At 38.3% G+C, this 23,466-nt stretch carries 19 protein-coding genes; 9 read left to right on the plus strand and 10 right to left on the minus strand.

Going from position 1 to position 23,466, the window contains the following annotated elements; translation table 11 throughout:
* The first annotated feature begins 204 nt into the window (after positions 1 to 204).
* Genes FNN08_RS10170 through FNN08_RS10180 form a run of 3 tightly spaced genes read left to right on the plus strand, consistent with a single transcriptional unit; the run spans position 205 to position 3,752 of the window.
* Positions 205 to 1,221, plus strand: a complete 1,017-nt coding sequence (locus tag FNN08_RS10170) for a LacI family DNA-binding transcriptional regulator (protein WP_143585404.1) — start codon at positions 205 to 207, stop codon at positions 1,219 to 1,221.
* Between the two features lie 31 nt (positions 1,222 to 1,252).
* Positions 1,253 to 3,526, plus strand: a complete 2,274-nt coding sequence (locus FNN08_RS10175) for a glycoside hydrolase family 3 N-terminal domain-containing protein (protein WP_143585406.1) — start codon at positions 1,253 to 1,255, stop codon at positions 3,524 to 3,526.
* 46 nt (positions 3,527 to 3,572) lie between these two features.
* Complete coding sequence (locus tag FNN08_RS10180) at positions 3,573 to 3,752, plus strand: hypothetical protein (protein ID WP_143585408.1); 180 nt, start codon at positions 3,573 to 3,575, stop codon at positions 3,750 to 3,752.
* A gap of 63 nt (positions 3,753 to 3,815) precedes the next feature.
* Here the strand turns inward: FNN08_RS10180 and FNN08_RS10185 are convergent, their stop codons facing one another.
* Positions 3,816 to 6,008, minus strand: coding sequence for a penicillin acylase family protein (locus FNN08_RS10185; protein WP_143585410.1), 2,193 nt, complete (start codon positions 6,006 to 6,008; stop codon positions 3,816 to 3,818).
* A 162-nt stretch (positions 6,009 to 6,170) separates the two neighbouring features.
* Here FNN08_RS10185 and FNN08_RS10190 point away from each other — a divergent pair, with 162 nt between their 5' ends.
* Positions 6,171 to 7,538, plus strand: a complete 1,368-nt coding sequence (locus tag FNN08_RS10190) for an ADP-ribosylglycohydrolase family protein (protein ID WP_143585412.1) — start codon at positions 6,171 to 6,173, stop codon at positions 7,536 to 7,538.
* Between the two features lie 53 nt (positions 7,539 to 7,591).
* Here FNN08_RS10190 and FNN08_RS10195 read toward each other — a convergent pair whose 3' ends face one another.
* Both FNN08_RS10195 and FNN08_RS10200 read right to left on the minus strand, forming a co-directional pair.
* Positions 7,592 to 8,890: a DUF945 family protein gene (locus FNN08_RS10195; protein WP_143585414.1), complete on the minus strand. Its 1,299-nt coding sequence runs from the start codon at positions 8,888 to 8,890 to the stop codon at positions 7,592 to 7,594.
* Between the two features lie 34 nt (positions 8,891 to 8,924).
* Positions 8,925 to 9,122, minus strand: a complete 198-nt coding sequence (locus FNN08_RS10200; protein ID WP_313904983.1) for a hypothetical protein — start codon at positions 9,120 to 9,122, stop codon at positions 8,925 to 8,927.
* A gap of 204 nt (positions 9,123 to 9,326) precedes the next feature.
* On the opposite strand from FNN08_RS10200, the gene FNN08_RS10205 reads away from it, so the two are divergent.
* Complete coding sequence (locus tag FNN08_RS10205; RefSeq protein WP_143585418.1) at positions 9,327 to 11,393, plus strand: alpha/beta hydrolase family protein; 2,067 nt, start codon at positions 9,327 to 9,329, stop codon at positions 11,391 to 11,393.
* 6 nt (positions 11,394 to 11,399) lie between these two features.
* Here FNN08_RS10205 and FNN08_RS10210 read toward each other — a convergent pair whose 3' ends face one another.
* Together FNN08_RS10210 and FNN08_RS10215 are read right to left on the minus strand one after the other, a co-directional pair.
* On the minus strand, positions 11,400 to 11,774 hold the full coding sequence (locus tag FNN08_RS10210; RefSeq protein ID WP_143585420.1) for a hypothetical protein: 375 nt from the start codon (positions 11,772 to 11,774) through the stop codon (positions 11,400 to 11,402).
* A 9-nt stretch (positions 11,775 to 11,783) separates the two neighbouring features.
* Positions 11,784 to 12,545 (minus strand): peptidylprolyl isomerase, encoded by a 762-nt coding sequence (locus FNN08_RS10215; RefSeq protein ID WP_143585422.1) that lies wholly within the window; start codon positions 12,543 to 12,545, stop codon positions 11,784 to 11,786.
* Positions 12,546 to 12,775: 230 nt separating this feature from the next.
* Between FNN08_RS10215 and FNN08_RS10220 the strand changes: the two genes are divergently transcribed.
* The gene (locus FNN08_RS10220) at positions 12,776 to 13,897 is read left to right on the plus strand and encodes an energy transducer TonB (RefSeq protein ID WP_143585424.1); all 1,122 of its coding nucleotides are present in this window, start codon (positions 12,776 to 12,778) and stop codon (positions 13,895 to 13,897) included.
* Between the two features lie 79 nt (positions 13,898 to 13,976).
* Here FNN08_RS10220 and FNN08_RS10225 read toward each other — a convergent pair whose 3' ends face one another.
* From FNN08_RS10225 to FNN08_RS10240, 4 genes are all read right to left on the minus strand, one after another.
* Positions 13,977 to 15,053 carry a MaoC family dehydratase gene (locus FNN08_RS10225; RefSeq protein WP_143585426.1) on the minus strand — a complete coding sequence of 359 codons (1,077 nt, stop codon included), beginning with the start codon at positions 15,051 to 15,053 and terminating at the stop codon, positions 13,977 to 13,979.
* Between the two features lie 75 nt (positions 15,054 to 15,128).
* Positions 15,129 to 16,028, minus strand: a complete 900-nt coding sequence (locus FNN08_RS10230) for an HpcH/HpaI aldolase/citrate lyase family protein (protein WP_143585428.1) — start codon at positions 16,026 to 16,028, stop codon at positions 15,129 to 15,131.
* A gap of 2 nt (positions 16,029 to 16,030) precedes the next feature.
* The gene (locus tag FNN08_RS10235) at positions 16,031 to 17,686 is read right to left on the minus strand and encodes an acyl-CoA synthetase (protein ID WP_143585430.1); all 1,656 of its coding nucleotides are present in this window, start codon (positions 17,684 to 17,686) and stop codon (positions 16,031 to 16,033) included.
* Entirely contained in the window at positions 17,686 to 18,807 is a 1,122-nt protein-coding gene (locus FNN08_RS10240; RefSeq protein WP_143585432.1) for an HpcH/HpaI aldolase/citrate lyase family protein, read from the minus strand. Before FNN08_RS10240 ends, FNN08_RS10235 begins: the two co-directional genes overlap by 1 nt.
* A gap of 490 nt (positions 18,808 to 19,297) precedes the next feature.
* Between FNN08_RS10240 and FNN08_RS10245 the strand changes: the two genes are divergently transcribed.
* From FNN08_RS10245 to FNN08_RS10255, 3 genes are all read left to right on the plus strand, one after another.
* Positions 19,298 to 20,293 (plus strand): HpcH/HpaI aldolase/citrate lyase family protein, encoded by a 996-nt coding sequence (locus FNN08_RS10245; RefSeq protein WP_143585434.1) that lies wholly within the window; start codon positions 19,298 to 19,300, stop codon positions 20,291 to 20,293.
* Positions 20,294 to 20,454: 161 nt separating this feature from the next.
* Positions 20,455 to 21,495, plus strand: a complete 1,041-nt coding sequence (locus FNN08_RS10250) for a zinc-binding dehydrogenase (RefSeq protein ID WP_143585436.1) — start codon at positions 20,455 to 20,457, stop codon at positions 21,493 to 21,495.
* Positions 21,496 to 21,550: 55 nt separating this feature from the next.
* Complete coding sequence (locus FNN08_RS10255) at positions 21,551 to 21,838, plus strand: putative quinol monooxygenase (RefSeq protein ID WP_143585438.1); 288 nt, start codon at positions 21,551 to 21,553, stop codon at positions 21,836 to 21,838.
* A 99-nt stretch (positions 21,839 to 21,937) separates the two neighbouring features.
* Here the strand turns inward: FNN08_RS10255 and FNN08_RS10260 are convergent, their stop codons facing one another.
* Positions 21,938 to 23,335 carry a sodium/proline symporter gene (locus tag FNN08_RS10260; protein ID WP_143585440.1) on the minus strand — a complete coding sequence of 466 codons (1,398 nt, stop codon included), beginning with the start codon at positions 23,333 to 23,335 and terminating at the stop codon, positions 21,938 to 21,940.
* Between the last annotated feature and the right edge of the window lie 131 nt (positions 23,336 to 23,466).

Genomic DNA, 23,466 nt, shown 5'->3' on the forward strand with positions numbered 1-23,466 from the left:
ATAAGATAATTTAAATGCCATTTTAAGTAAACGTTTTTCTTTTTACGCAAGATAGGAACTAAACGACAAGTAAGGAATCTCCATATTATATATAGCTCTTAGGTTTGTTGTCTTGTTATGAAAACGTTTTCTTAAAGTGGTTGACAAGACAATGCTCTGGTGTGTAAATTCATGGTATATAAAACTAAGTTTTGAGACTAGGTCGTGGAAAAAGTAAATATAAAAAGTGTCGCCAGTGTCGCTGGTGTATCAATAGCTTCTGTATCACGGGTGTTAAATAAAAAAGAAAATGTAAACCCTGCAATCAAAGCCAAGGTTGAAGAAGCTTTAAAAACAACAGGTTATCGAAGAAACTTGCAAGCAAGTGGATTGCGCGCAAAACACTCTTATACCCTAACTTTACTTTACTCAGATCCGAGTCCTAGTTATGTAGTCGACTTGCAAAAAGGCGCTTTAGCGGAATGTGATAAACAGGGCTATAGCTTAAATATTTTTCCATGTAATCATCGCAATGACGATTTTTTAGAGCGCATTACCGACCTAGTTAAGCACTTTAAAAATGATGGTGTGGTTGTTGCTCCGCCAATTTCAGACATGGCAGAAGTTATCAACTTGTTTGAAGAGAATGATATTCCTTACACCCGAATTTCGCCTTACATTATTGAATCTGAACGACCAAGTGTATTTTGTAATGACTACGGTGCTGCATTTGATATGACCACCTACTTATTATCTTTAGGCCATGAACGTATTGGTTTTATTAAAGGAACTGATGGTCATAGTGCCAGTAAAAACCGCTTTCAAGGTTATAAAGACGCACTGTTTACCCAGAGAATTGAGTTTGATGAAAGCTTGGTTGAACAAGGTGGTTTCTCATTTGATACAGGTGAAGTTTGTGCTCGACGTTTACTAAAAAGTGATAATAAGCCTTCAGTTATCTTTGCCAGTAATGATGAAATGGCGGCCGCGGTTTATAAAGTTGCTGCTCAGTTAAAATTAGATATTCCCAATAATCTCTCTGTTGTTGGTTTTGATGATACGCCAATGACAAAGTTTTTATGGCCCGCATTAACTACAATAAGGCAGCCTATAGCGACACAGGCAAAACAAGCTGTTAATATGTTGCTGAATTATATTAATGATAAGAGCAATGAAGATTTACAAATTAGTTTTGATTGTGAATTAGTGTTGCGTGAATCGACCTCAATATATCGTCCATAAAAAATAATAATCCCCAGTTAGGTAAAATTTAATGTTTACAAAATTAAAATTGATAACGTTGTCTTTGTGTTTGTTTACGGTGCAAGCATTGGCTGCAGATAAAGCTACAGAAGATAAAATTAAGAAACTTATTGCGTCCATGAGCATTGAAGAAAAAGTAGGGCAAATGACCCAACTTGATGTGCGTGAAGTAAGTGTTACCGGCCCTGAAGGCGTAGCTGTTGTTAAAGCCGAAAAGCTGAAAAAAATTATCCATAAATATAAAGCCGGCTCTATTTTAAATGCCGCTGGCCAGCCGATGAATATCGAGCAATGGGGCAGTTTAATCAGTGCTATTCAGGATGAAGCATTATCAACTGAACATCAGATCCCAATTTTATACGGTATCGATTCTATCCACGGTGTTACCTACACTGCCGGCTCTACTTTATTTCCGCATAATATAGGTTTAGCAGCAAGCTTAGATCTTGAGTTAAGTAACCAAATAGCGAAAGTAACGGCAATGGAAACAAGAGCATCTGGCATCCGCTGGAACTTTGACCCGGTACTTGATATTGGCCGCCAACCATTATGGTCACGTTTTGAAGAAACGTTTGGCGAAGACCCATATATCGTTGAGCAAATGGCTGTTGGTATGGTTAAGGCCTATGAACAAGATGGCTTAGATAAACCAACTGCTGTAGCTTCTACCATGAAACATTTTGTTGGTTACTCAGCTCCGGATAATGGCAAAGACAGAACGCCTGCTACCATCTCAGATAAAGATTTATGGGAATACTACCTTCCACAATTTCAAGCGGCCGTTGATGCTGGTTCATCTACTATTATGATTAACTCAGCATCAATTAATGGTGTTCCTGTACATGCTAGTAAGCACTTATTACAAGATGTACTGCGCGACAAAATGGGCTTTAAAGGTTTAATTGTAACGGATTGGGAAGACATTATTCGCTTACATACTCGTCATCGTATTGCGGCCACCCCACGTGAAGCGGTAAAAATTGCGATTGATGCTGGTATCGACATGAGCATGGTACCAAATGAAATGTCATTCTTTGAACATTTAACTGATCTTGTTAAATCGGGTGAGATTTCAGAGCAACGAATCAATGAATCTGTGGCGATTATCTTACGATTAAAATTTGAGTTAGGTTTATTTGATAATCCATATCCAGAACAAGAAGCAATTGCTAATTTTGGCAAAAAACAATATCAAGACTTAGCACTTGAGTCAGCAAGAGCAACTATGACTTTGCTTAAGAATGAGACTTTATCTAAGGCATCAGCAAGTATTTTGCCATTAACTAAAAATGATAAAGTTCTGATTGCAGGTCCTGGAGCAAACAACTTAGGACCATTACACGGTTCTTGGTCTTATTCTTGGCAAGGAAGTAACGAAGAGCGTTACCCTGAGTCAACACTAACCTTGGTTGAAGCATTTCAGGCTGAAGTTGGCGCTGACAATGTAACTAGCTTCGCATTTACTGGCTATGACAACTTAGCTAACTATGACACTGACGGTTTAGCTAAAGCGGCTGAGAATGTTGACTATATCGTATTGGCTCTTGGTGAAGGTGCTTATGCTGAGTCTCCTGGTGCATTAGATGACTTAACTTTAGATAAAAACCAAATTGAGTTAGCAAAAGCTGCGGCATTAACAGGTAAACCTGTGATCTTAGTGCTGTTACAAGGTCGACCTCGAATTGTTAAAGAAATTGAGCCAGCAATGAAAGCTATATTATTAGCTTACCGCCCTGGTAGTAAAGGCGCAGAGGCAATTGTTGATACTTTATATGGTAAGCATAACCCATCGGGTGTATTACCGTTTAGTTACCCTCAATTTACTGGTGATCATAGTACTTATGACCGCAACTTTTTAACCAATGTGCAACAACTGAATGTTTCTGGCGTTAGTTTTAATGGTCATAAGCCACAGTGGAAATTTGGTTTTGGGTTGAGCTACAGCAACTTTACTTACAGTAAATTAAGCCTTAATAAGTCGACTTACTCAGCTGATGATAAAATCTCAGTATCTGTACAAATTAAAAATACAGGTGATAAAGCTGGTGAACATGCAGTACAACTTTTCTTAAGTGATTTATACGCATCAGAAAGCCCAGACTTCAAACGTTTAAAGCGCTTTAGCAAAGTAAAATTAAAGCCAGGCCAGTCGAAAACAGTAAAGTTTGAATTAACTACTAAAGATTTAAGTTTTGTTAACTCAGCATTAGAGCGAGTGGTTGAAGACGGCGAATTTAAAATTGCTGTTGGTGATTTAACTAAAAACTTTAATTATAAAAAATAGATTTCAATGGATTGAATGACCGATAAAAATATAACAAGAGGTCACAGTGAGAAATATTTTTAGAAAGAAAAAGAAAACCTTTCCCAAGGTTTTCGCTTTTATGTTGTTAGTTATTGCATTAAACATTCTGCTTTTAACAGATGGCGTATATGCAAATGAATTAGACAATCAAAATAAGCAGCTTAATGTTGCTTGCAAAATTGCCGATGACGTTTGTCATCGCTAAAAAATAAATTAGAGAGTCAGGGAAACTTCTCCCCCAATCAGCTGTTACTCTGACTCTCTGATTTTATTTTTGTCCTGGTGAATAGCTGCGAGTAGCTGCTTTTTCAACATCTTCTTTATAGTAATGTACAGGGCGAAGTTGACCTTTTGCATAAAGCTCTGCTTGGTCATTAAAATGAGGTGATTGTGGGTCGCCACTTTGTCCACCTGCGGTAATTGCTTTTGCTTTTACCTTGTCTCCAAACTCCACTACCGCGACAAAACTATTGCCACGCGTACCATAGAATTTTTTAGTGCCATTAAATGTTCGTTGACCGTAGGCTGCTAAAGAGCCCCATCGTGAAGAGGCAAAACCAACAGCTAGGCTTGGTTTAGTATCATCAAATGGTTGTACTATATCGCCAGTTAAACGCTGAAAACGATTAATTTCTCCCCACGGTGTATCCCACTTACCAAAATCTTTAGTTAGTTTGTTAATCGCTACTTTTAAACTTGTTAATGCATGCTTTTGCGCAACCTCCAACATGTATTGATCAAAGCTGATGTTACGCTCTTTATAACTTGCTAAGCCTACCTTATCTGCTATTGCTTGCTCTCTTAATTCTCTACCCCAAAAAATAGCAACAGAAGTCGCAATGCTGTTCACACCTGAGTTTTTATCCCAATCTTTTAGCATATAAATTTGTGGAGCAAAGGCTAGCTTGGTTACTTCGTCTGCAGATTCATATTGACTAAATAAAATAGGTAACAGTGCATCAAAAGCGGCTAAGTAAGGATCATAAGCTGCTGCAATTAAGCTATCGATAGTAAAATCTTTTTTATTTTTTAGAACTTTTATGGCATTAATACCGCGATAGTTTTCAGGAAAAGTCGCCATGTAGCTTGGGAAATCATCTTGTTTAGGACTTGTTTCCCCAATCACTGAATACGGCCAATTATTGGTGTTTTGTAACCAGCCAGTTGCTGGATTTAATACACCCACAGTTTCTTCAATGGTATGTAATCCTTGCCACTCAGTTGCAGGATTGCTGCCATCAACAGGCTTATTCCAGTTAAAGCTTGTGTCGCGTTTGGGGATGAAGTTGCCATGAAAATAGGCAATATTGCCGCTATTGTCGGCGTAAACGGTATTATTTGAAGAGTTAGTATGAAAGCGCATAGTTTGTTTATAGCTTTCATAATCGGTAGTTTTAGTTCTTAAGTAGGATTGCTGTAGCGCTTTTACTGGTTCGTTCATCAATTTGATACTTAACCACTTATTATCTGTACCGGCAACAATAGGACCATGATGAGTAAAGTATGCGGTTATCTCTTTATTTTTAATGCCGTCAGCTGTTTTATAAGGTACTGAAATTATTTTTGCTGTTACCGGCTTTAACTCATCACCATATTGATAATAAAGCCCATCTGCTTTTTTAACTATGCTTTCTTCATACCAATCAATGGCATCGGCGCCACTAGAAGTATGCATCCAGCCAGTTTTACTATTAAAGCCTTGGTAAATAAAGAACTGACCCCAAGTTACCGCGCCGTAAGCGTTAAGGCCTTCTTCGCTCACCATATGCATTTCGGCTCTAAAATAAAAAGAGGTGTGTGGGTTGATTAATAACAGCGCATTGCCTGTTGCACTATTAGTTGGTGCTATCGCAAAACCGTTAGAGCCTGTAGGCTCTGCATGAGGATAGGGTTCTAACATTGCTAGATTCTGCTGTTTTTTGCCCTGATAAAAGTTCTCTAAGTCGGTTAAATTCACTCGTTCAATATCACCACCAATAGAGCCTTCAGTAAATGACAGTGCCATCCAAGGTTCAAAGCGTTTAATTACTTTTGGTGTTACTTGCGGGTTTTTATAAAGGTAGTAATTTAAGCCATCAGCAAAGGCCACCATTAGTTTTTGCATCGGCTCAGGGCTTTGTAAAAACTGTTGTTTTAAAGATTCAGGATCAATAAATAGTTTCATCCTTAAATCTTGGTATATAGCAGACTCACCTTCAGCTTCTGCAAGGCGGCCCATAGCGTTTAAATAGTTTATTTCAATGCGATTAAAATCATCTTCTGCTTGTGCGTAAACCATACCAAACACAGCATCGGCATCGGTTTCACCATAGACGTGAGGAATGCCCCATTCATCTCTAATGATTTTGATTGATTGTGCTTGCTGTTGCCAACGTTGAACTTCAGTGTTTTCACTTTCAGAACAAGCAAATAACAGAGTGAGCATAAGCGAGGTAACTATAACCTGAATATATTTAAACATTTATTAACTATACCTATCTGGTGTTGTTTTTATCATTTAAGGTTATAGCTAATTATTTGAATTTACAATGAAATCACTTTATTAATAGAAATGGCGGAATTGACAATATTGGTGTAAGCGCTTACATTTGTTGTCGTCAAGATCATATTATTAGGTAAATATATGCCGTCAATTAAGCTAGTCCTCATAGTTGTGCTCACCCTTAATGTGTTTGCTTGTAGCGAAAACACTCAGGAAAAACATCAAATTGATGAAGTTGAAAAATCAAATGTTGTTATCTCGCGCAGTGCATACCAAGAGCAAATTTATGGTTTTTGGTTAGGCCAAAACATTGCTAACTGGACTGGTTTAATTACTGAAATGGATAAAGTCGGAACGCCCGCCACAATGCCATTTTATACTGATGATGATTGGGGAAGTGAAGATCTTCCAGCCATTTGGGGAGAGGGTGTTCCCCATGCAAATACCATAGATTTCTTCTTTGTAAATAAAGGAGAGCCTTGGGGAGCTGATGATGATACTGACATTGAATATATGTATTACCACTTATTAGATCAACACCAAACAAGCATATTAACAGCGCAGCAAATAAGAGAGGGTTGGCTTACTCATATTTATTCTGAAACTGATGCGCCACTATTTAAAAAGTTTCCTGACTCAAAACCTATTGTTGAAAATTTCCTGTGGGAATCGAACCAACAAGCTCGCATATTAATGGCGCAAGGGATGCTACCACCTGAAACGAGTGAACCAGAAAACAATAATAAGTACATGATGATAGACGCTCAGCTGACAACAGAAATATTTGGCATCTTGGCACCTGCAAGGCCTGATATAGCTTTAAAGATTGCGCACTTGCCTATTCGCACATCTGCTTATGCTGAAGCTCAGTGGATTTCAGAGTTTTACGTAGCTATGCATGCGTTAGCCCCTGTTGTGGATAAGTCATTACCGATACAGCAGCAAACAATGTGGCTAGCGACACAAGCAAGAAAGCAATTACCTGACGATAGTTATCCAGCAAAAATGTTCGATTTTATAAAAGCATCGTATAGCAAAAATTTAGATAAAAATAACTGGGAAAAAACTCGTGATCAAGTTTATCAACGTTATCAAGTTGAACAAGCTGATGGGTATTTATATAAAGACCCTTTTGAAGCAGGTATTAATTTTGCGGCAAGTTTAGTTAGTTGGTTTTATGGTGAAGGTGATATTGTGCGTACCATTCAAATAGGTTCTTTAGCTGGCTGGGATTCAGATAATCCAACAGCAACTTGGGGCGGGCTATTAGGGTTTATGATAGGTAAATCTGGAGTGGAGCTTGCATTTAAACAAGATAATTTATCAGATACTTATTGGATACACAGAACACGACGAAACTTTCCTGACAGAACTCCAGATCAAGATGGAGAAGATACTTTTACTGATATGGCAAACCGAGGAATAGACATAATCGATCGCGTTGTCGTGCAGCAAATGGATGGCAAAATTGATTTAGAAAATAACGTTTGGATTATACCTCAACCTTAATCACCTAATGAACTTGCTATAAGACAGCTAGCCGAAACTAGCTGTCATTATCTCTAGCCTAGAGGTACAGGGATGCCATTAAGCAAAGCCTGTCCTTGCGCTAAATTGAAGTCGAAAGTGACATTGTCATTTTCTTCAATCAATACACCTTGCGCGATATACTCGTTCAACTCATCTACTCTACCCATTTCCTCAAAGAAAGCTTTTGGTGCTTCACCTTGGGCTTGAGCTTTGATGGCCATAACTAAGCTCAATGGATTGTTTGGGTCGTATATGCTTTGGTCAAAGTGAAAGTTCATTGCACTTGCAATGGCGCCATTGTCAGTATTTAGACCTAGTTGCTTAATTTTAAATACAGGATCTTTGGCTATCATTAATGGTACTAAAGACTGTATTTGCATTAACGAAGCCACTTGTTGCTGCTCAGGTAACTCTTGAGCTTGGATCATGATTTTTTGGATTTGTTGGAAAGTATCAATATCAAGGTTCGATAAAATGACTTGATAGTTAAAGTTAGTGTATTTGTGGTCATCTATATCTATTTCTTTACTATTTAATAAAGCATCAATAGAAAGTAAATCATCAAGTTCGCTGATCACTAATTTTATTTGTGAATTGCGGTTACTAATTTTTGCCGAGCTGGTTAAGTCATGTATGCTCATCTGCTCAATATCAATAACAACTTCGCCAGTACTTAAAGCATTTTGGCTAAAGATTTCACCACGTATTAGCTTTTGCTTTGACGATATAGCTAAGTTGGCTAGGCTAAGTACTTCAGTGTTATCTTCACTGATGGTAAAGCCCTGCCAATTACCGGACATTGCCATTTCTCCAGCCATAGTCATCGAGGAGTTCAAATGAGCTTCCTTAACGGAAAATAGTGCATTGTCTATGGTTAAGTCGAAAGCCCTTAAATGGGTGCTCGACTCTATATCGCCATTAAAAGCTAAACGCGAAGCGATAGATAATGTGTCCTTTGGTACTTGTAATTCGCTTGGCAATATATCGGCTAGCTGTTTAGGCAGGCTAACTTGATATTCAATATCGGCAATGCCTAAGCCAAAGCCATTCGAGGTAAATAAAATTGGACCATGTTGTATTTTTTGTTCACTAACAAAGCTTAAATATTCAATACCTGTATCGTACTCAACAGGCATAGGTATTTTTAGAATGATGGTTGCATTTGAGTTGAACCAACCTTGCTGGTATTGGCTTATCTCTATATCGTAGCCAGTAGATTTAGATATTTTACTGTACATGCTTCTTACTTCATCTTCGGCTTGTTGACCAATAAAATAAGGGCTTATTACTACTAATAATCCAAGTAAGCTGATACCAATTAATTTTTTCATCTAAGGTTAAATCCCTTTAAATTGTCTATTAAAATCAAGCGTGTTGATCTTCTTCGGTTAAGTATTGTTTGTATTCTTTAATGCCAAAATAGCGAATCGACTTTTTAATTTGCAGCTTTTTAGCGATAAGTTTGTCATTGCAATAAATTTTTACTGTTTGCTTGTCGCCATTACTGTCGCTTTCATATTCATGTTTATCGTTTAAACGTAAATTATCAAATTCAGTTTTCATTATTAACTTCATCAATGACTTCCTTATATTAATTTCATTAAGGCGCTTTAATTGCTTAATGAGCTAAGTATTTCAAACGTTTAAAATCATAGATTATTTTATTCGCCCTGCTATGTCTATGCGATATTTTTAGTTTATATACTAATTGCGAATGTTCAGCTAAAGTAAGTTAATAAATAATTAACAAGGATGGTCTTGATTGTCATGCTAGCCATAAAAAATAGAAATAAATTAATTGCCTTTTCGTTAAGCTTATTTTGCATAGCAAACGTAAATGGGGTGCAAGCACAAGAGTCGAAAAGTGTACTGCAATATGCTGATGTATTTGAATTAGAGTACGCATCTTCGCCGGTTATTAGTGCGGATAAAAAATCTGTCATTTACGAACGTCGCTCAATGGATATTATGAGTGACTCTACTCGTACCAACCTTTGGCAAGTTAATTTAGATGGTAGTAACAACCGCCCACTACTTTCAGGTAAGTCAAATTTCAGTTCGCCAACGCTATCAGCAGATGGTAAACAGCTTGCTTATGTTTCTAGCTTTGAAGGTGACAGTCAGCTGTATGTGCGCTGGCTTGATACCGGACAAACAGCACGTGTAACCAACTTACAAAGTTCTCCGCGAGCAATCTCATGGTCGCCGGATGGGTCATTAATTGCCTTTTCAATGTTTGTTCCTAGCAAAAGTAATGCACTTTTTAAAGAAATGCCAAAGCAGCCCAAAGGGGCAAAATGGGCCGGTACAGCAACCTATATAGATAGTGTTACTTATCGTCGTGATGGCGGCGGTTATGTACCTGCTGGTTTTAGTCATATCTTTCTGGTGCCAAGTGAAGGTGGTACTCCTCGCCAAATAACTTCTGGTGATTTTCACCATGGCGGACCTATAAATTGGACCGCAGATGGCAAACAAATAATCATTGATGCCGACAGACATGCTAATTGGGCTATGCGCCCAGTAGAGTCAGATGTTTACGCAATCAATATTGCTGATGGCAAAGTTACTGAGTTAACTAAGCGCTTGGGTCCTGATAGCTCGCCATTATTAAGCCCAGATGGTAAAAATATTGCTTACTTAGTTACCGAAGATAGAAAGCTTGGTAGTCAAAATAGTCATCTATATGTGATGGATATAAATGGCAAAAAGTCGAAAGACTTAACGCCAAAACTTGATCGAAGTGTCAATGATATCCAGTGGGCAAGTGATGGCTCAGGCTTGTACTTTAGCTATGCCGATCATGGGCAAGAACAACTTGGGTTTGTTACCTTAAATGGTAAATTTACCGCCATGAAAACCAAACTAGGTGGGCAATCATTAGGACGTCCTTATACTTCGGGCGAATTTAATGCCGTTGGCGATGGACGAGTTGTTTTTACACAAGGTAATGCACAGCGACCTGCTGACTTAGCAGTAGTGAACACTAAAGGCGAAATCACCCAACTAACCAATTTAAATGAAGACTTATTCGGTCATAAAGAATTGGCTAAAGTTCGTAGTATTTCTGTAACCTCTTCATTTGATGAAAAGCGTATCGAAGCTTGGATTGCCTTACCTCCAGGTTTTGACCCTGAGAAAAAATATCCATTAATACTAGAAATACATGGTGGCCCACATGCGGCTTATGGTCCTAACTTTGCCATGGAAGTACAACTTATGGCAGCCAAAGGCTACGTAGTTGTTTGGGCTAACCCTAGAGGAAGTACATCTTACGGTGAAGAGTTCGCTAATTTAATTCATCACAACTACCCGTCGCAAGATTATGACGATCTTATGGATGTTGTCGATGGTGTTATTGAAGAAGGTTACATTGATGAGCAGCAATTATTCGTTACTGGTGGCTCCGGTGGCGGTACCTTAACTGCATGGATTGTCGGCAAAACTAAGCGTTTTAAAGCGGCTGTTGTCGCTAAACCGGTAATTAACTGGCTAAGCTTTAGTTTAACTGCTGATGGCTATACTTATTTTACTGAGTATTGGATGCCTGGTAAGCCTTGGGATCATGTTATGCACCTATGGAAGCGTTCACCACTTTCGCTAGTTGGTAATGTCGAAACGCCAACAATGTTACTTACTGGTGAAAATGATTATCGCACGCCAATGAGTGAAACCGAGCAATATTATCAAGCATTAAAGCTACAAAATGTTGATACGGCTATGGTTAAGATTAAAAAGTCGGGTCATAGCATTGCAGCAAGACCGAGTAATTTAGTGCAGAAAGTGGGTAATATTTTAGCTTGGTTTGAAAAATATAGAGTAGCTGAAAAGTAGAGTTTACTAATCTGTTTTTTTAGGAAGCTTCTTTGGCTCTGAATTAAATGAACTGGGCATAATGTCTATGCCCACTAATTTACCTACTTTAACCACTAAAGGAATAGTGATTGGTGCAAAGGGCAGTACCGCAAATACACCTAACCCAAGCCCTTTTAACACATCTAAAAATTGCTTGTTGGCCACTTTCATTTCTTCCGGAGTGGCTTTACGGCGAGTGTATTTGCCATAAATAGCAAGCATTTCTTTGGTTTCATCGTGTTCTTGTGCAAGTGCACATTTAACGCGCAGCATTTGTCGCCTTAAGCGAAAGACACTACGTTTACGGCTAATTCGAATCACACGAATTGGCGCTTTAAATATATACACTCTAAGTTTCATAAAAGTTATCTAGCTTTTTACTGATCTTCTAAATAGACCCAAGCTAAGTATACTCAATAACCAAAAGACTGTACCACCAGAAGAACCACCACTTTCAGATGTTGGCTCAGCTGTTGATTTAGGTGGCAGATTTGGTTGAGTATCTTCATTGGCATCAATTACAGTTATAGACTCGATCAATACAAAGTGTTGTTCGTTAATGCCATCGCCTGATGGCTCAGTTCTAAGAGGTGTATCAGTAAAGGCTGGCAGGTCGGTAATGTTATATAAGTCTAGCTGGTTTATTGCATCAACAACTTCCATACCATCGCCAGTCACTCTACCAAAAGCGGTGAAACCTTCATTTTGATTATCTAAATTTGCACCATTGTCAGCCACATTGAAAAACCATTGGTTAGTTGCACTATCAGGGTTGTTTCCTAATTTAGCCATAGCAATAGTGCCACGCACATTAGAGAACTTTGGTTCGTTCATTACTGCTGTAAATTTCATTTCATCAACAATATTGTTGTTATCTATGTTGTAACTAAAGCCACCACCTTGCACGATAAAGTTTTTTACTGAGCGATGTACAATTGAATTCTTATAAGCGCCTGTTTCTATGTAGCGTAAAAAGTTATCAACAGTTTCAGGTGTTTCTTGATCGAATAGGTTAACTTCAAAGTCACCCATATTGGTTTTGAATAATACAACGGTAGCATTAGCGCTAGAGCTAAGGGCTAATAAACTGCTAAGTAACAAAGATGAGAAGCTAATATTTAAAAATTTCATTTGGTCTACTACTTAAAAAATAAATGAAATGCGAGCTTAACCCAAAGAGCCTATAAAAACAGCAAAAAGTTACAGCTTGGTGATATTGAATATTACAATAGTGTTGTCTCGCTGTTGGTTTTTAGATCGGTTAGTTAGAAGATTCCTTTATGGTGTTAATTTATATTACAATCATTTAACATAGGATTAACCATTCAAGGTTCTATAAAAATACTAATAAAGGTTTCAGGATGAAAATGATTTACCAAAGAGTGCTTTTAAGTATTCTTTTTCTTACCCCTCTCCACGCATATAGCCAGGCAGCAGATTCCCCAAAAAGCAAAACTGAATATAAAAAGCTCTTTAAGCAAGCATATGGTGCATATAAGCAATCACTTGATCAAGGTGATGCAGGTATCACCTATCAATACGCTAAAGAGAGCTATCAATTTGGCTGTAAGGCATACGGTGAGCATAATATTAATTGCGCCAATTTAGGGCTAAATTATTTATCTCATATGAAGAGTAATGATACGGATTCGCCGAAAGTTGGTGAAATAGTTATGCCGGTGCTTAAGAAGAAATATGGTGCTAAATCAATAGATGTGATTGATTTCATGATCTTAAGTGCAAGTAAGTACCCATCTAACAATAAAGAGCAAGCTATTGATATTATCAGTACTGCTTTAGAGTATTTAAACGATGCTGAAGTAGAACCTGTTTTGAAGGCAAATATTGAATTGAGTGCAGGTAAAGCTTTACTTAAATTTAATAGTAACAAGGCTGTTATCTTAAAAAACAGTTATAACGATTTAAGTGCAAAGTTGCATCCAGACGATGGCAGATTACTAGAGCATAGGTTTTGGGCAGCAAAGTACTGGATGACTACGCCAAAGAAAAGTTTAGCAATTGAGCTATTTGAAAAAAACATACAACTATATGAGTCAATTGAAAATTATACACACCCCTACGAGCTAGTTTCACGTGCACACTTAGTTGCGTTATATGAACATAAAAAGCAAAGTGATGAAGCAACTAGGCATTGTATCGCTATTGGTGAAATTCGCCCTTGGGATGATAATCAAGAACAAATACCTTTATTCAGGATCGCACCAACTTACCCAATAAATGCCGCAAGAAATCACAAAGAAGGTTGGGTGCAGTTGAGTTTTAATATCGATGAAAATGGTATGGTACGCGAGCCCAAGGTATTGAAAAGTAGCAGCAAAATATTTCGCAAAAGTAGCTTAAATGCTTTAAAACAATGGCGCTATGCACCTAAGTTTGAAAATGGTAAAGCGGTCGAGGCCACTGGGCTAACAGTACAATTAGATTATAAAATGGGTAAAAGTTACACTAATCCTCATAACTAGCTGATCATTTATAATGGTTGAAATGAAAAAACTAGAACACTTAATTAAGAGAGCTGGTATAAGCTGCGTAGAATATAAATCACTTACGCATTAGCACCGAATAGTCTAAATCAAGTACCACATCGCTGTGGTACTTTTTACGCTTACCATCTTGTTGATATAAGTAGTCCATATTGTCAGGATTATTATTTTTAATACCTAACATTTCTATCCTCACAATCGCTAAATCATCTTTACCTTCAACATCGCTAATCTCTTTAATGGTGCTTTGTGAGTAAATCGTATCGCCTGCAAATGACGGGTTACAGTGACTACCGCCATGGATTGCGCTGAGCCAAATAGCATTACCTAAACCGTTATAACTTAGTGCTCGGCAGAGCGAAATTATATGTCCGCCATAAACAAGGCGTTTGCCATGTTTGGAATCATCCATCATGTGTTGGTCAAAGTGCACGCGGGCATTATTTTGATAAAGTCTTGTAGCTAGTGAATGATCAGAGTCATTTATGGTTATGCCATCGCGGTGAAATAAGCTGTCGCCAACATTAAAGTCACTAGCTTTACGTTGATTATCACTGAATGAATCTTGCCATTGCGCTAGATTAAGTGCGCTAGGAATTACTTGTTCAGCGGTTACTACTTCAGCTTGTAAGCTTTGCAGTTGATTGATGTTTGTAGCTGCAACTCCAGCTTGTTTGTGTACCATTACCCAACGCTTAAAACTAAGAACTATTTCATTGTGCTGGTTAGTGGCTGTTGAATGTACGTAAACAACGCCAGTTTTGCCATTGGAGTTTTCTTTTAAGCCAATAACTTCACTGCTAACGCTAATGGTGTCACCAGCAAAGCAAGGTTGTGCAAACTTAATTTCGGCATAACCTAAGTTAGCTACTGCATTAAGTGAAACATCGTTAACGGTTTTACCAAAGGCAATATGAAATAATAAAAAATTATCCACCGGCATGGCGCTAAAACCTGCTGAATTTGCCACGGTAGTTGCACAATGCAGAGCAAACCTAGAGCCCGTTAGTGCTGTGTATAAAGTAGCGTCTGCTTCAGTGATAGTTCTTGGTACACCGTGAACAAGCTTTTGACCGATAATAAAATCATCAAAAAATAAACCTGTTGGTGTTGGCAGATAATTATTATTTTGCATAAATACTCTTTTACTTAATGCGATAGATTTTGAAAGTAATGAAGACCAATGTCGCAACATTGGTCTAGTAGCAAGCTAACCTAACAACTCACCTTGGCCAATTTCATGAACCTTGTCGAATAAACAAATAACTCGACTTGCCCATTGTTCAAGACATGGCTCGATTAATCGGTCATCAATAACGGCTACACTTTGCCCCTCAGATTTAGCAACTTCCATGGCATCAATTATAGCTTTGGCTCTACGCACATCTTCACCTTTTGGTGTAAGAGCATCGTTGGTATAAGTTAGTTGTATAGGATGAATAACCGCCTTACCATCAAAACCTAAATCTCTGGCTTGACGACAACTAAATTCGCAAGCTTCAACGTCTTTAAGGTTAAAATGAGGCCCATCTAAAATGCTTTTATGGTGCGCTCGCGCGGCTAATATACACATAGATAAATAAGTTAATAAACCTTGCCTATCTAAGGTAACGTTGATGCGTAGTGAATTAGCAAGATCGGTTGTACCCATCACAATAGTGGTTAATCTATCGCTCGCTGCAGCTATTTCTTCTGAGCGTAAAACTCCTAAAGGGGACTCAATATTTGCCATTACTGACTTTGCTTCACCACCGGCATTATCTAAAGCAATAATTGCTTGTTTAAGCTCATCACCACTTTCTATATTTGGAAATAACACACCGTCAATATCAAGCTCAGCAATTGCTGCTAAATCATCTAAACCCCAAGGAGAATTGAGTTTATTTACTCGTACAATTCTTTCTGAATAACCAAAGTCACTGTTAGCTAAGGCATCAACTAATAGCTGGCGAGCTTCAGCTTTTCTACTTGGTGGCACCGATTCTTGTAAGTCAAAAATTATAGTGTCGGCATTAAGGCCGCGAGATTTCTCAATGTATTTATTTTTGTGCGCAGGAACATATAATGCACTACGTCTTGGTCGATAATTAGTATCTTCATTACATGGCATAATTAAGCTCCTTGAGTTGCTAGTTGTTTTTCGGCTAAGTCAGCCAACATTTGTTTACGTAGTACTTTGCCATTTTTTGTGCGCGGGAAGTCATCATAAAAATGCACAATTTTAGGAGCTTTGTATTTAGCTAGATTATCACTACCAAAAGCTAAGATCTCTTGTTCTGTCGTAGTGGCATCTGGCGTTAAAATAATACAGGCACTTACTAGTACTTTGTCTTTACCTAGCTCTTCACCTAATGCAACACAGTCGGCTACATCTGGGTGAGTTTTGATCACGCGCTCAATTTCATGAGGCGATACACGGTAACCAAAGGTATTAATGATGTCGTCTTTACGGCCAACAAACCAAATATAACCATCTTCATCAATGCGAGCATAATCACCGGTATAAAAATAACCACTGTGCCTTGCTTTCGCTGTTTCTTGTGGCAACTGCCAGTAATTTAAAAATAACCCTGGGTCGTCTTCCGAAATAGCGATCATGCCTTCTTCACCAGCAACTGCCGGTTTATTTTCTTCATTAAGTAACACCACGCCATGACCTGGCTGAATAAAACCTGCAGCACCTGGACGGATAGGTTGTTGCTTATTTTGTGAAATATAATAAGAGAATTCTGACATACCAATAGCTTCATAAACGTCCATACCGAAACGGTCGTTCCACGCATGCAGCATTTCATCGGATAAGTGTTCACCTGCACTCATACAATGACGAAGAGATGGTACGTCAGCGCCGCTAAATTCAGTCTTTTGAATGATTTGGCGATAAATTGTTGGTACACCAATAAATATAGTGCAATCGTGTTTAGCGATAAGTTTTGGCCAAGTAGAGGCGTCATTAGCCCCTTCATGCACAATAACGGTATGGCCATGGAATAGTGGATCCATTAGCGCGGAACCAAGTACGTAGGTCCAGTTAAATTTACCTGAGTGCATAATGCGATCGCCTTCTTTAAAGTCGAACCAAAATTTACTTGCTGGTAATCGTCCGATAAGCGAACGATGGGCGTGTAATACGCCTTTCGGGTAGCCCGTTGTACCTGAGGTATAAACTAAATAGGCTGGCGCGTTAACACTACAATTAACGATAGTGTCATCATTGGGACTGTCATTTAACAGTGCATCTAAATCTAATACTTTGATTTTTATATCATCATCAAGCTCTGGCATATCGCCGCTGCCTGATAATAAAACCGCAGTAAGTTGGGTGTCTTCCTCTAAAATTGATTTGAGCTCTGGCCACATAGATTTAGCCGTAACTAACACCTTAGCTCCAGAGTCTTTAGCTAAATAAGCAACCTCAGGAGCAGATAGTAGAGTAGAAGTTGGTACCGCAATCGCGCCTTGTTTTAGGCAACCAAAAAAGCTAACCGGATATTCTGCTGAGTTTGGCAGACGAATTAAGACTCTATCGTCACTGCTTAAACCTAGCTCCTTTAAGGTATAAACAAAACGACCACTAAGAGTATCTAGTTGCGAGTAACTTAGCTCGGTAGTACCTTGCTTATCATCTTCAATGATTAGTGCGACATTACTGCCTTTACCTTGTTCAACATGCTGACGCACACAAGCATAAGCGATATTAAAATTTTCAGGAATAGTCCATTTCCAGCCGTTAGCTGTTTGGTTTAAAAGGTCATTAAATTTAATCATTATATGCGTCCATATGGCCAGTTTTCACGAATAACATTGATCGGTAGTTTTTTCAGAACATCGATAGCAAATTGTTTGTCTTTTTCATCAAGAGATTTGAGTGCGTAAGCTCGAAGTAAGGTTTGTAGGGCCTTACCAAACATTGGCGGATCGAGCATTTCACCTTCAAATTTAATCGCACCGCCAAGTAATGCATCGGCATCAATTGCCATTTGCAGAATTTTAACGTTACGCTGAATTTCTTTAGGTGACGGGGTAAATGCCACCTTACATAAATGAATATGGTATGGATGGATCAATTGTTTACCGGTTAAACCCATTTGTGTTTCAACCACAGCATGGCCATGCACAACATGAGATTCATGATCGCCATGTAAGTCTAACCAACGACGTACGTCATCAGGTTCAATGAACTTTTCTGGCATGCCGCGTTCGTTAATCAGTACTTCAACACCACCAATAACACCTTTACCGGCAATTCTTGCTTCTAATAGCAACATGCGTAAATAGGTAAGTAATTCATCTATCCAACCTTCAGGAGTTAGGTGAATAGCCATTGCTTTTGAGAAATCATGAATACCAAAAACAACGTGTTTAACAGCTGGAAATGCCATTAATTCAGAAGCTATTTTCAAAGAGCGAGGGTGCTCAATAATTGGCTGAATCTCTATATTTGGGTTAACCCCTAAAAGCCAAGCAGATAAATCACGAATCTCAGCCGCGCCGTACATTTCACCAGCTTTAGCTAATACGATCACATCAATATGCTCAGCAACTTGCATGATCATTTCTAAGTCTTTTTCATACTCTTCTGTTCTAAACGGGTTTATGCGTAAGGCAATTTGAAAAGAACGATCAGGAAATTTGGGTAGCTCATTAAGTAATAGCTCACGACTCATTTCTTTTTGTCGACAACCATCTTCTAAATCGAACAATAAAGTATGAGCAGGGCAGTTATGGGCATGTTTGCGCATACGATCTGTGGCTTCAGCCATAGTTTCGTATTCACCATTTTTCGGTGAATATTTGACAGGAGGGTAATACAATTGAATGCCTGGCCAAAAGCCACCAAGTACATCTTCTTCGTTTACCTGATCTAAGAACTCGTTATGATAGTTCATATTTTCCCCTGTTTTTAGTTAACCAGTAACATATTTTATTAAATCAAATTTTCATTTTTGTAAGTAAAATGAAAGCTTACATATATAATTACATCATTAGAGTGTTTATTTCAAACAAATGTTTTAAATAATGTTTGAATTTTTTTATACATAAGGTTAGGGTAAGTTATAACAAGTTGTTAACACGCTAAGTGTCACCAAAGTAACAACAGATTTGATATAACTTTGCTAAGTTAAAGTTATAAACTGAATCGATTGTCTTGTAACTTAGCAATTAGTCTTAGATTGGCGATTTAAGTAAAAATAATTTAAAAGGTATGTTTTTACTTTCTGTTAACAACATAAAAATGATAAATAGAAAAAAGTTTCTAGTTAATTAGTCGTAAGTCTACTAAAAGCTAATTGACATAATTACAGCCATTATGTAATAAATTTACATAACATTTTTTAAGTATATAAATTACTATTTTTATCTTTAAGGAGATTTACTATGTCTGCAGCTGTTCACCCTAATGTCGCTTTGTTCGATGCTGAAAAGCCGTTTCCAGTTATTCCAAGTTGTGAACATTTTGCGGGCTCAGAAAAGCTGATCCTTAAAGCAATGGAAATGCAGGATAAAATTGGTCCTGTATTTGATATTACTTGTGATTGTGAAGATGGTGCTGCTGCTGGATCTGAGCAAGAGCATGCTGAAATGGTAGGGCGTATCATTGGTAGCGAAGCCAATAAACATAACATGATGGGGGTGCGTATTCATGATCCATCTCATCCTCATTGGAAAAAAGATGTTGATATCTTAATTCCTGCTTGTGGTGAAAAAGTTGCCTACATTACTTTGCCAAAATGTACGCAAGCTAGCCAAATTAAAGATATGGTTACTTATATTCAAGGTAGCGCACAACTGCACGGCATTAAGCGTGAAATTCCTATTCATGTTCTTATTGAAACACATGGAGCACTACGCGATGTATGGCAATTAGCCGCTACACCTTGGGTGCAAGTGCTCGATTTTGGCATGATGGATTTTGTATCAGGCCATTACGGCGCAATTCCTGCGTCGGCTATGCGTAGCCCTGGCCAGTTTGATCACGCTTTATTAAAGCGAGCTAAAACAGAAATGGTTGCTGCAGCCTTAGCTAATGGTGTTATACCTTGTCACAACGTAACCTTAGACTTAAAAAATAGTCAGCAAACAACAGACGATGCAACGCGTGCTCGTAATGAATTTGGCTTTATGCGTATGTGGAGTATTTATCCAACACAAATCAATGCCATTGTTGATGCGATGAAACCAAACTATGAAGAAGTAGAAGATGCCGATGCAATTTTATTAGCAGCACAAGCGGCAGATTGGGGTCCTATTCAGCATAAAGGTGAGTTACATGATAGAGCAACATACCGCTATTTTTGGGAATTACTGCAACGTGCTCACGTAAGTGGTATTGCCATTAGCGCTGAAGCTAAAGCTGCTTTTTTTAGTGAGTAACATGTTCTAAAAGCTTTTAATACCATTTTGATTAAATTGAAGTGGTATTGCTATCAACCAATTGCTAAAAGCTTTTTCGGTCAAAGTTACGTATAGTATTGTCTATACACAGCTTTGACCGTTTTTTTGTCTAATAGTTATAACCCCTCAAGGATTGTATTTTGAACCAATACCCAAGCACCAATAAAGGTTTCTCACTTAATTTAATTGACGATATGGAAGCACCACTTTCTGAGCGAATATCACTATTAGAAAAACCACTACCTAAATTAAAACCCGGGCAGGTGTTAGTTAAAATGCTAGCTGCGCCAATTAACCCATCAGATCTTGTTTATTTAATGGGTAAATACGGCTTACCCCCTGTTGATGGCGCTTTTGTTGGTTTTGAAGGCTGCGGTATTGTGGTCAGTGCTAATGCGGGTTTATATGGTAAGTGGTTAACTGGCAAGCGAGTAGCAATCTCAGCACAACCGGGTGGTGATGGTGTTTGGGCTGAATATGCGATTACTAAAGCAAACTATTGCTTACCGGTACGTAAAGACATTAGTGACGTGCAAGCTTCAACCATTATAGTAAACCCTTGTACGTCTGTATGTTTAGTAGAGCGAGCAATAGAATTAGGCGCTAAAGCGGTAGTAATTAACGCGGCTGCAAGCCAAGTTGGTAAAGGGGTTATTCGTTACGCACAAATGCGCAATATTAAAACCATTGCTACGGTACGCTCTGCTGCGAATGTTGAAGCATTACAAAAACTCGGTGCTGATAAAGTATTGGTCAGCAGCGATGAAACTTATAAAGATGAGTTAAAAGTAGCGTGTAAAGCAATGCAAGCCACCGTATTACTTGATGCAGTTTCTGATATTGATACGCCAACTGTTATGTCGTGTATGCCAAATAAATCAACCGCCATAGTTTATGGTCGCTTAACTGAAACACACGACCCTATTGGTGGCCAATTTGCTGTTGGCGATGTAATTTTTAAGCAACATAAAGTGGAAGGTTTTTGGTTAGCCACCTACATTGGCAATGCTAAACCATGGCAGGTATTAAGCTTAAGTAAAAAAGTGCAAAAGCTATTTGCTGATGGTGTTTTTCAAACAGATATTTATGGTGAGTTTAATTTTGAGGACTTTCCAAAAGCTCTTGAGCATTACGCTTTGCATAAAAGCGATGGTAAGGTGATTTTAAAACCTAACAATTAATAAGCTGATATATTGCTATACTTGCATTTGTGTTTATTTTAACTGGGAAAACGTAATGTCAAAACTTACCATCGTTGCAAATATTAAGGCTCACCCTGAAAAAATTGATTTAGTTAAGTCAGAGCTTGAAAAATTGATTCCTATTACACGAGCAGAAAAAGGCTGTATTCAATATGATCTTCATCAGGATAATGAAGACCCAGCTCATTTTTTATTTTATGAAAACTGGGAATCAAGAGAGCTTTGGCAAACACATATGAATGCACCACACTTGGCACAATACATGTCTGCTACAGAAGGTGCAGTTGCACAATTTACGCTAAATGAAATGACCGAAATATAATAAATACGCTATATGCAAGGCAATAAAGGTGGAACTGGTAACCGCTTGCTCAGTTCCACTTTACTACAAAATTTATCAAACTATTATCAGCCGCTTTTGTTATCGATTACGCCCAAACCAAGCAATAATAAATGCTAATACAAATGGTACGATACGCTCTAAATAATCACCCGGTGGTGATGGAAATAAACTTAAAATTACAGACAAGAAAAAGCCTATAAAAATCGCAGCAAAGGCATACTTGCCATCTACCGATTTGCTCATTACTTTCACAATTAATAAAGGGCCAAAGGCTGCACCTAAAGCATTCCACGCAAACAGCACTCGAGAAAATATATCATCTGGTGCATACAGTGCGATTAGCATTGAAATAACACACATAATCACTACGGTTAAGCGTGAATAAAGTAGGCTATTTTTGTTGTTTTTATTTGCTGCTACATCATAAGAAACCGCTGAAGCGGATACTAATAATTGGCTATCCGCAGTCGACATAATCGCCGATAAAATAGCTGCTATGATCACACCCGCAACAACAGGTGGAAATAATTGGTTGGTAACGTCGAGTAAAGCTTGTTCACTATTCATTACCGGCTCAATCAATACTTTCGCCGACCAGCCAACAATCAACATGCCTGTGATTACTATTGCTGCCCAACCTACGGCAATTAATTTAGCTTGCTTAACTGACTTTTCATCACGCAAAGCCATCATTCGATTTACTACATGAGGCTGGCCGGGGTTTCCAAGTCCTATGGAAACCAATCCAAACACGAATGCTAAGGCTATAATGCCACTATGTTCGCCAGTGATACTCATTTGAGATTCAGTAAAGACAGTGCCCATTTGTTGCCACAACTCTGATGGTCCGCCAATAGCAAACAAAGCCGCAATAGGTAACACTAAAGCCGCCACTACCATTAATAAACCTTGTAAGGTGTCGGTTATACTCACTGCCCAAAATCCACCAAGCAATGTATATATAAGTATGATGGTTGTACCAAGTAATATGCTGCCTTCCATTGAAACATCAAAGGTAGAAGCAAAGGTTGTACCTGCCGCTTGAAACTGTGCCGCAATATAAAAGGTAAAGGCAACCACAATGCAAAGCGAACAAAGCCATAAGATAGGTTTAGTTAATTTATCACTGCCATTAGCTAATAGTTCCGTTAACGTGACTGACTTTTCAGCATCGGCTTTCTTTTGTAGGCGCGGTGCTAACCACATCCAGTTAAACATATAGCCACCAACAACGGCTGGCACAATCCAAATAGCAGACAAGCCCATAGCATAGGCTGCGCCACTCATACCAAGTAATGTCCAAGCCGAAGATGCCGATGCGGCAGAACTAACAGCGGCAACAACAGGTCCAAGGCCACGACCACCAATAAAGTAGTCTTCGGTGCTAGTTGTTTTTTTGTTGGCGTAAAAACCAATGCCTACAAGGATGATTTTGTAGATGATAAGGGTGACGAGAACAGTAGTAGTGTAATCCATAATGCTTTTTATTATTTTTGTTGGAATTAGGTAGAGGATAACAATTTAACAGTAGAATTACATTATAGAAAAAGACAAAATATCCCTCGTTGGTACTTTGCAACTAGGTATGGCAAAATTACTCATCAATA

It is taken from the genome of Thalassomonas sp. M1454, assembly GCF_007097525.1.
In the GTDB taxonomy this organism is placed as follows: Bacteria; Pseudomonadota; Gammaproteobacteria; order Enterobacterales; family Alteromonadaceae; genus Thalassotalea_A.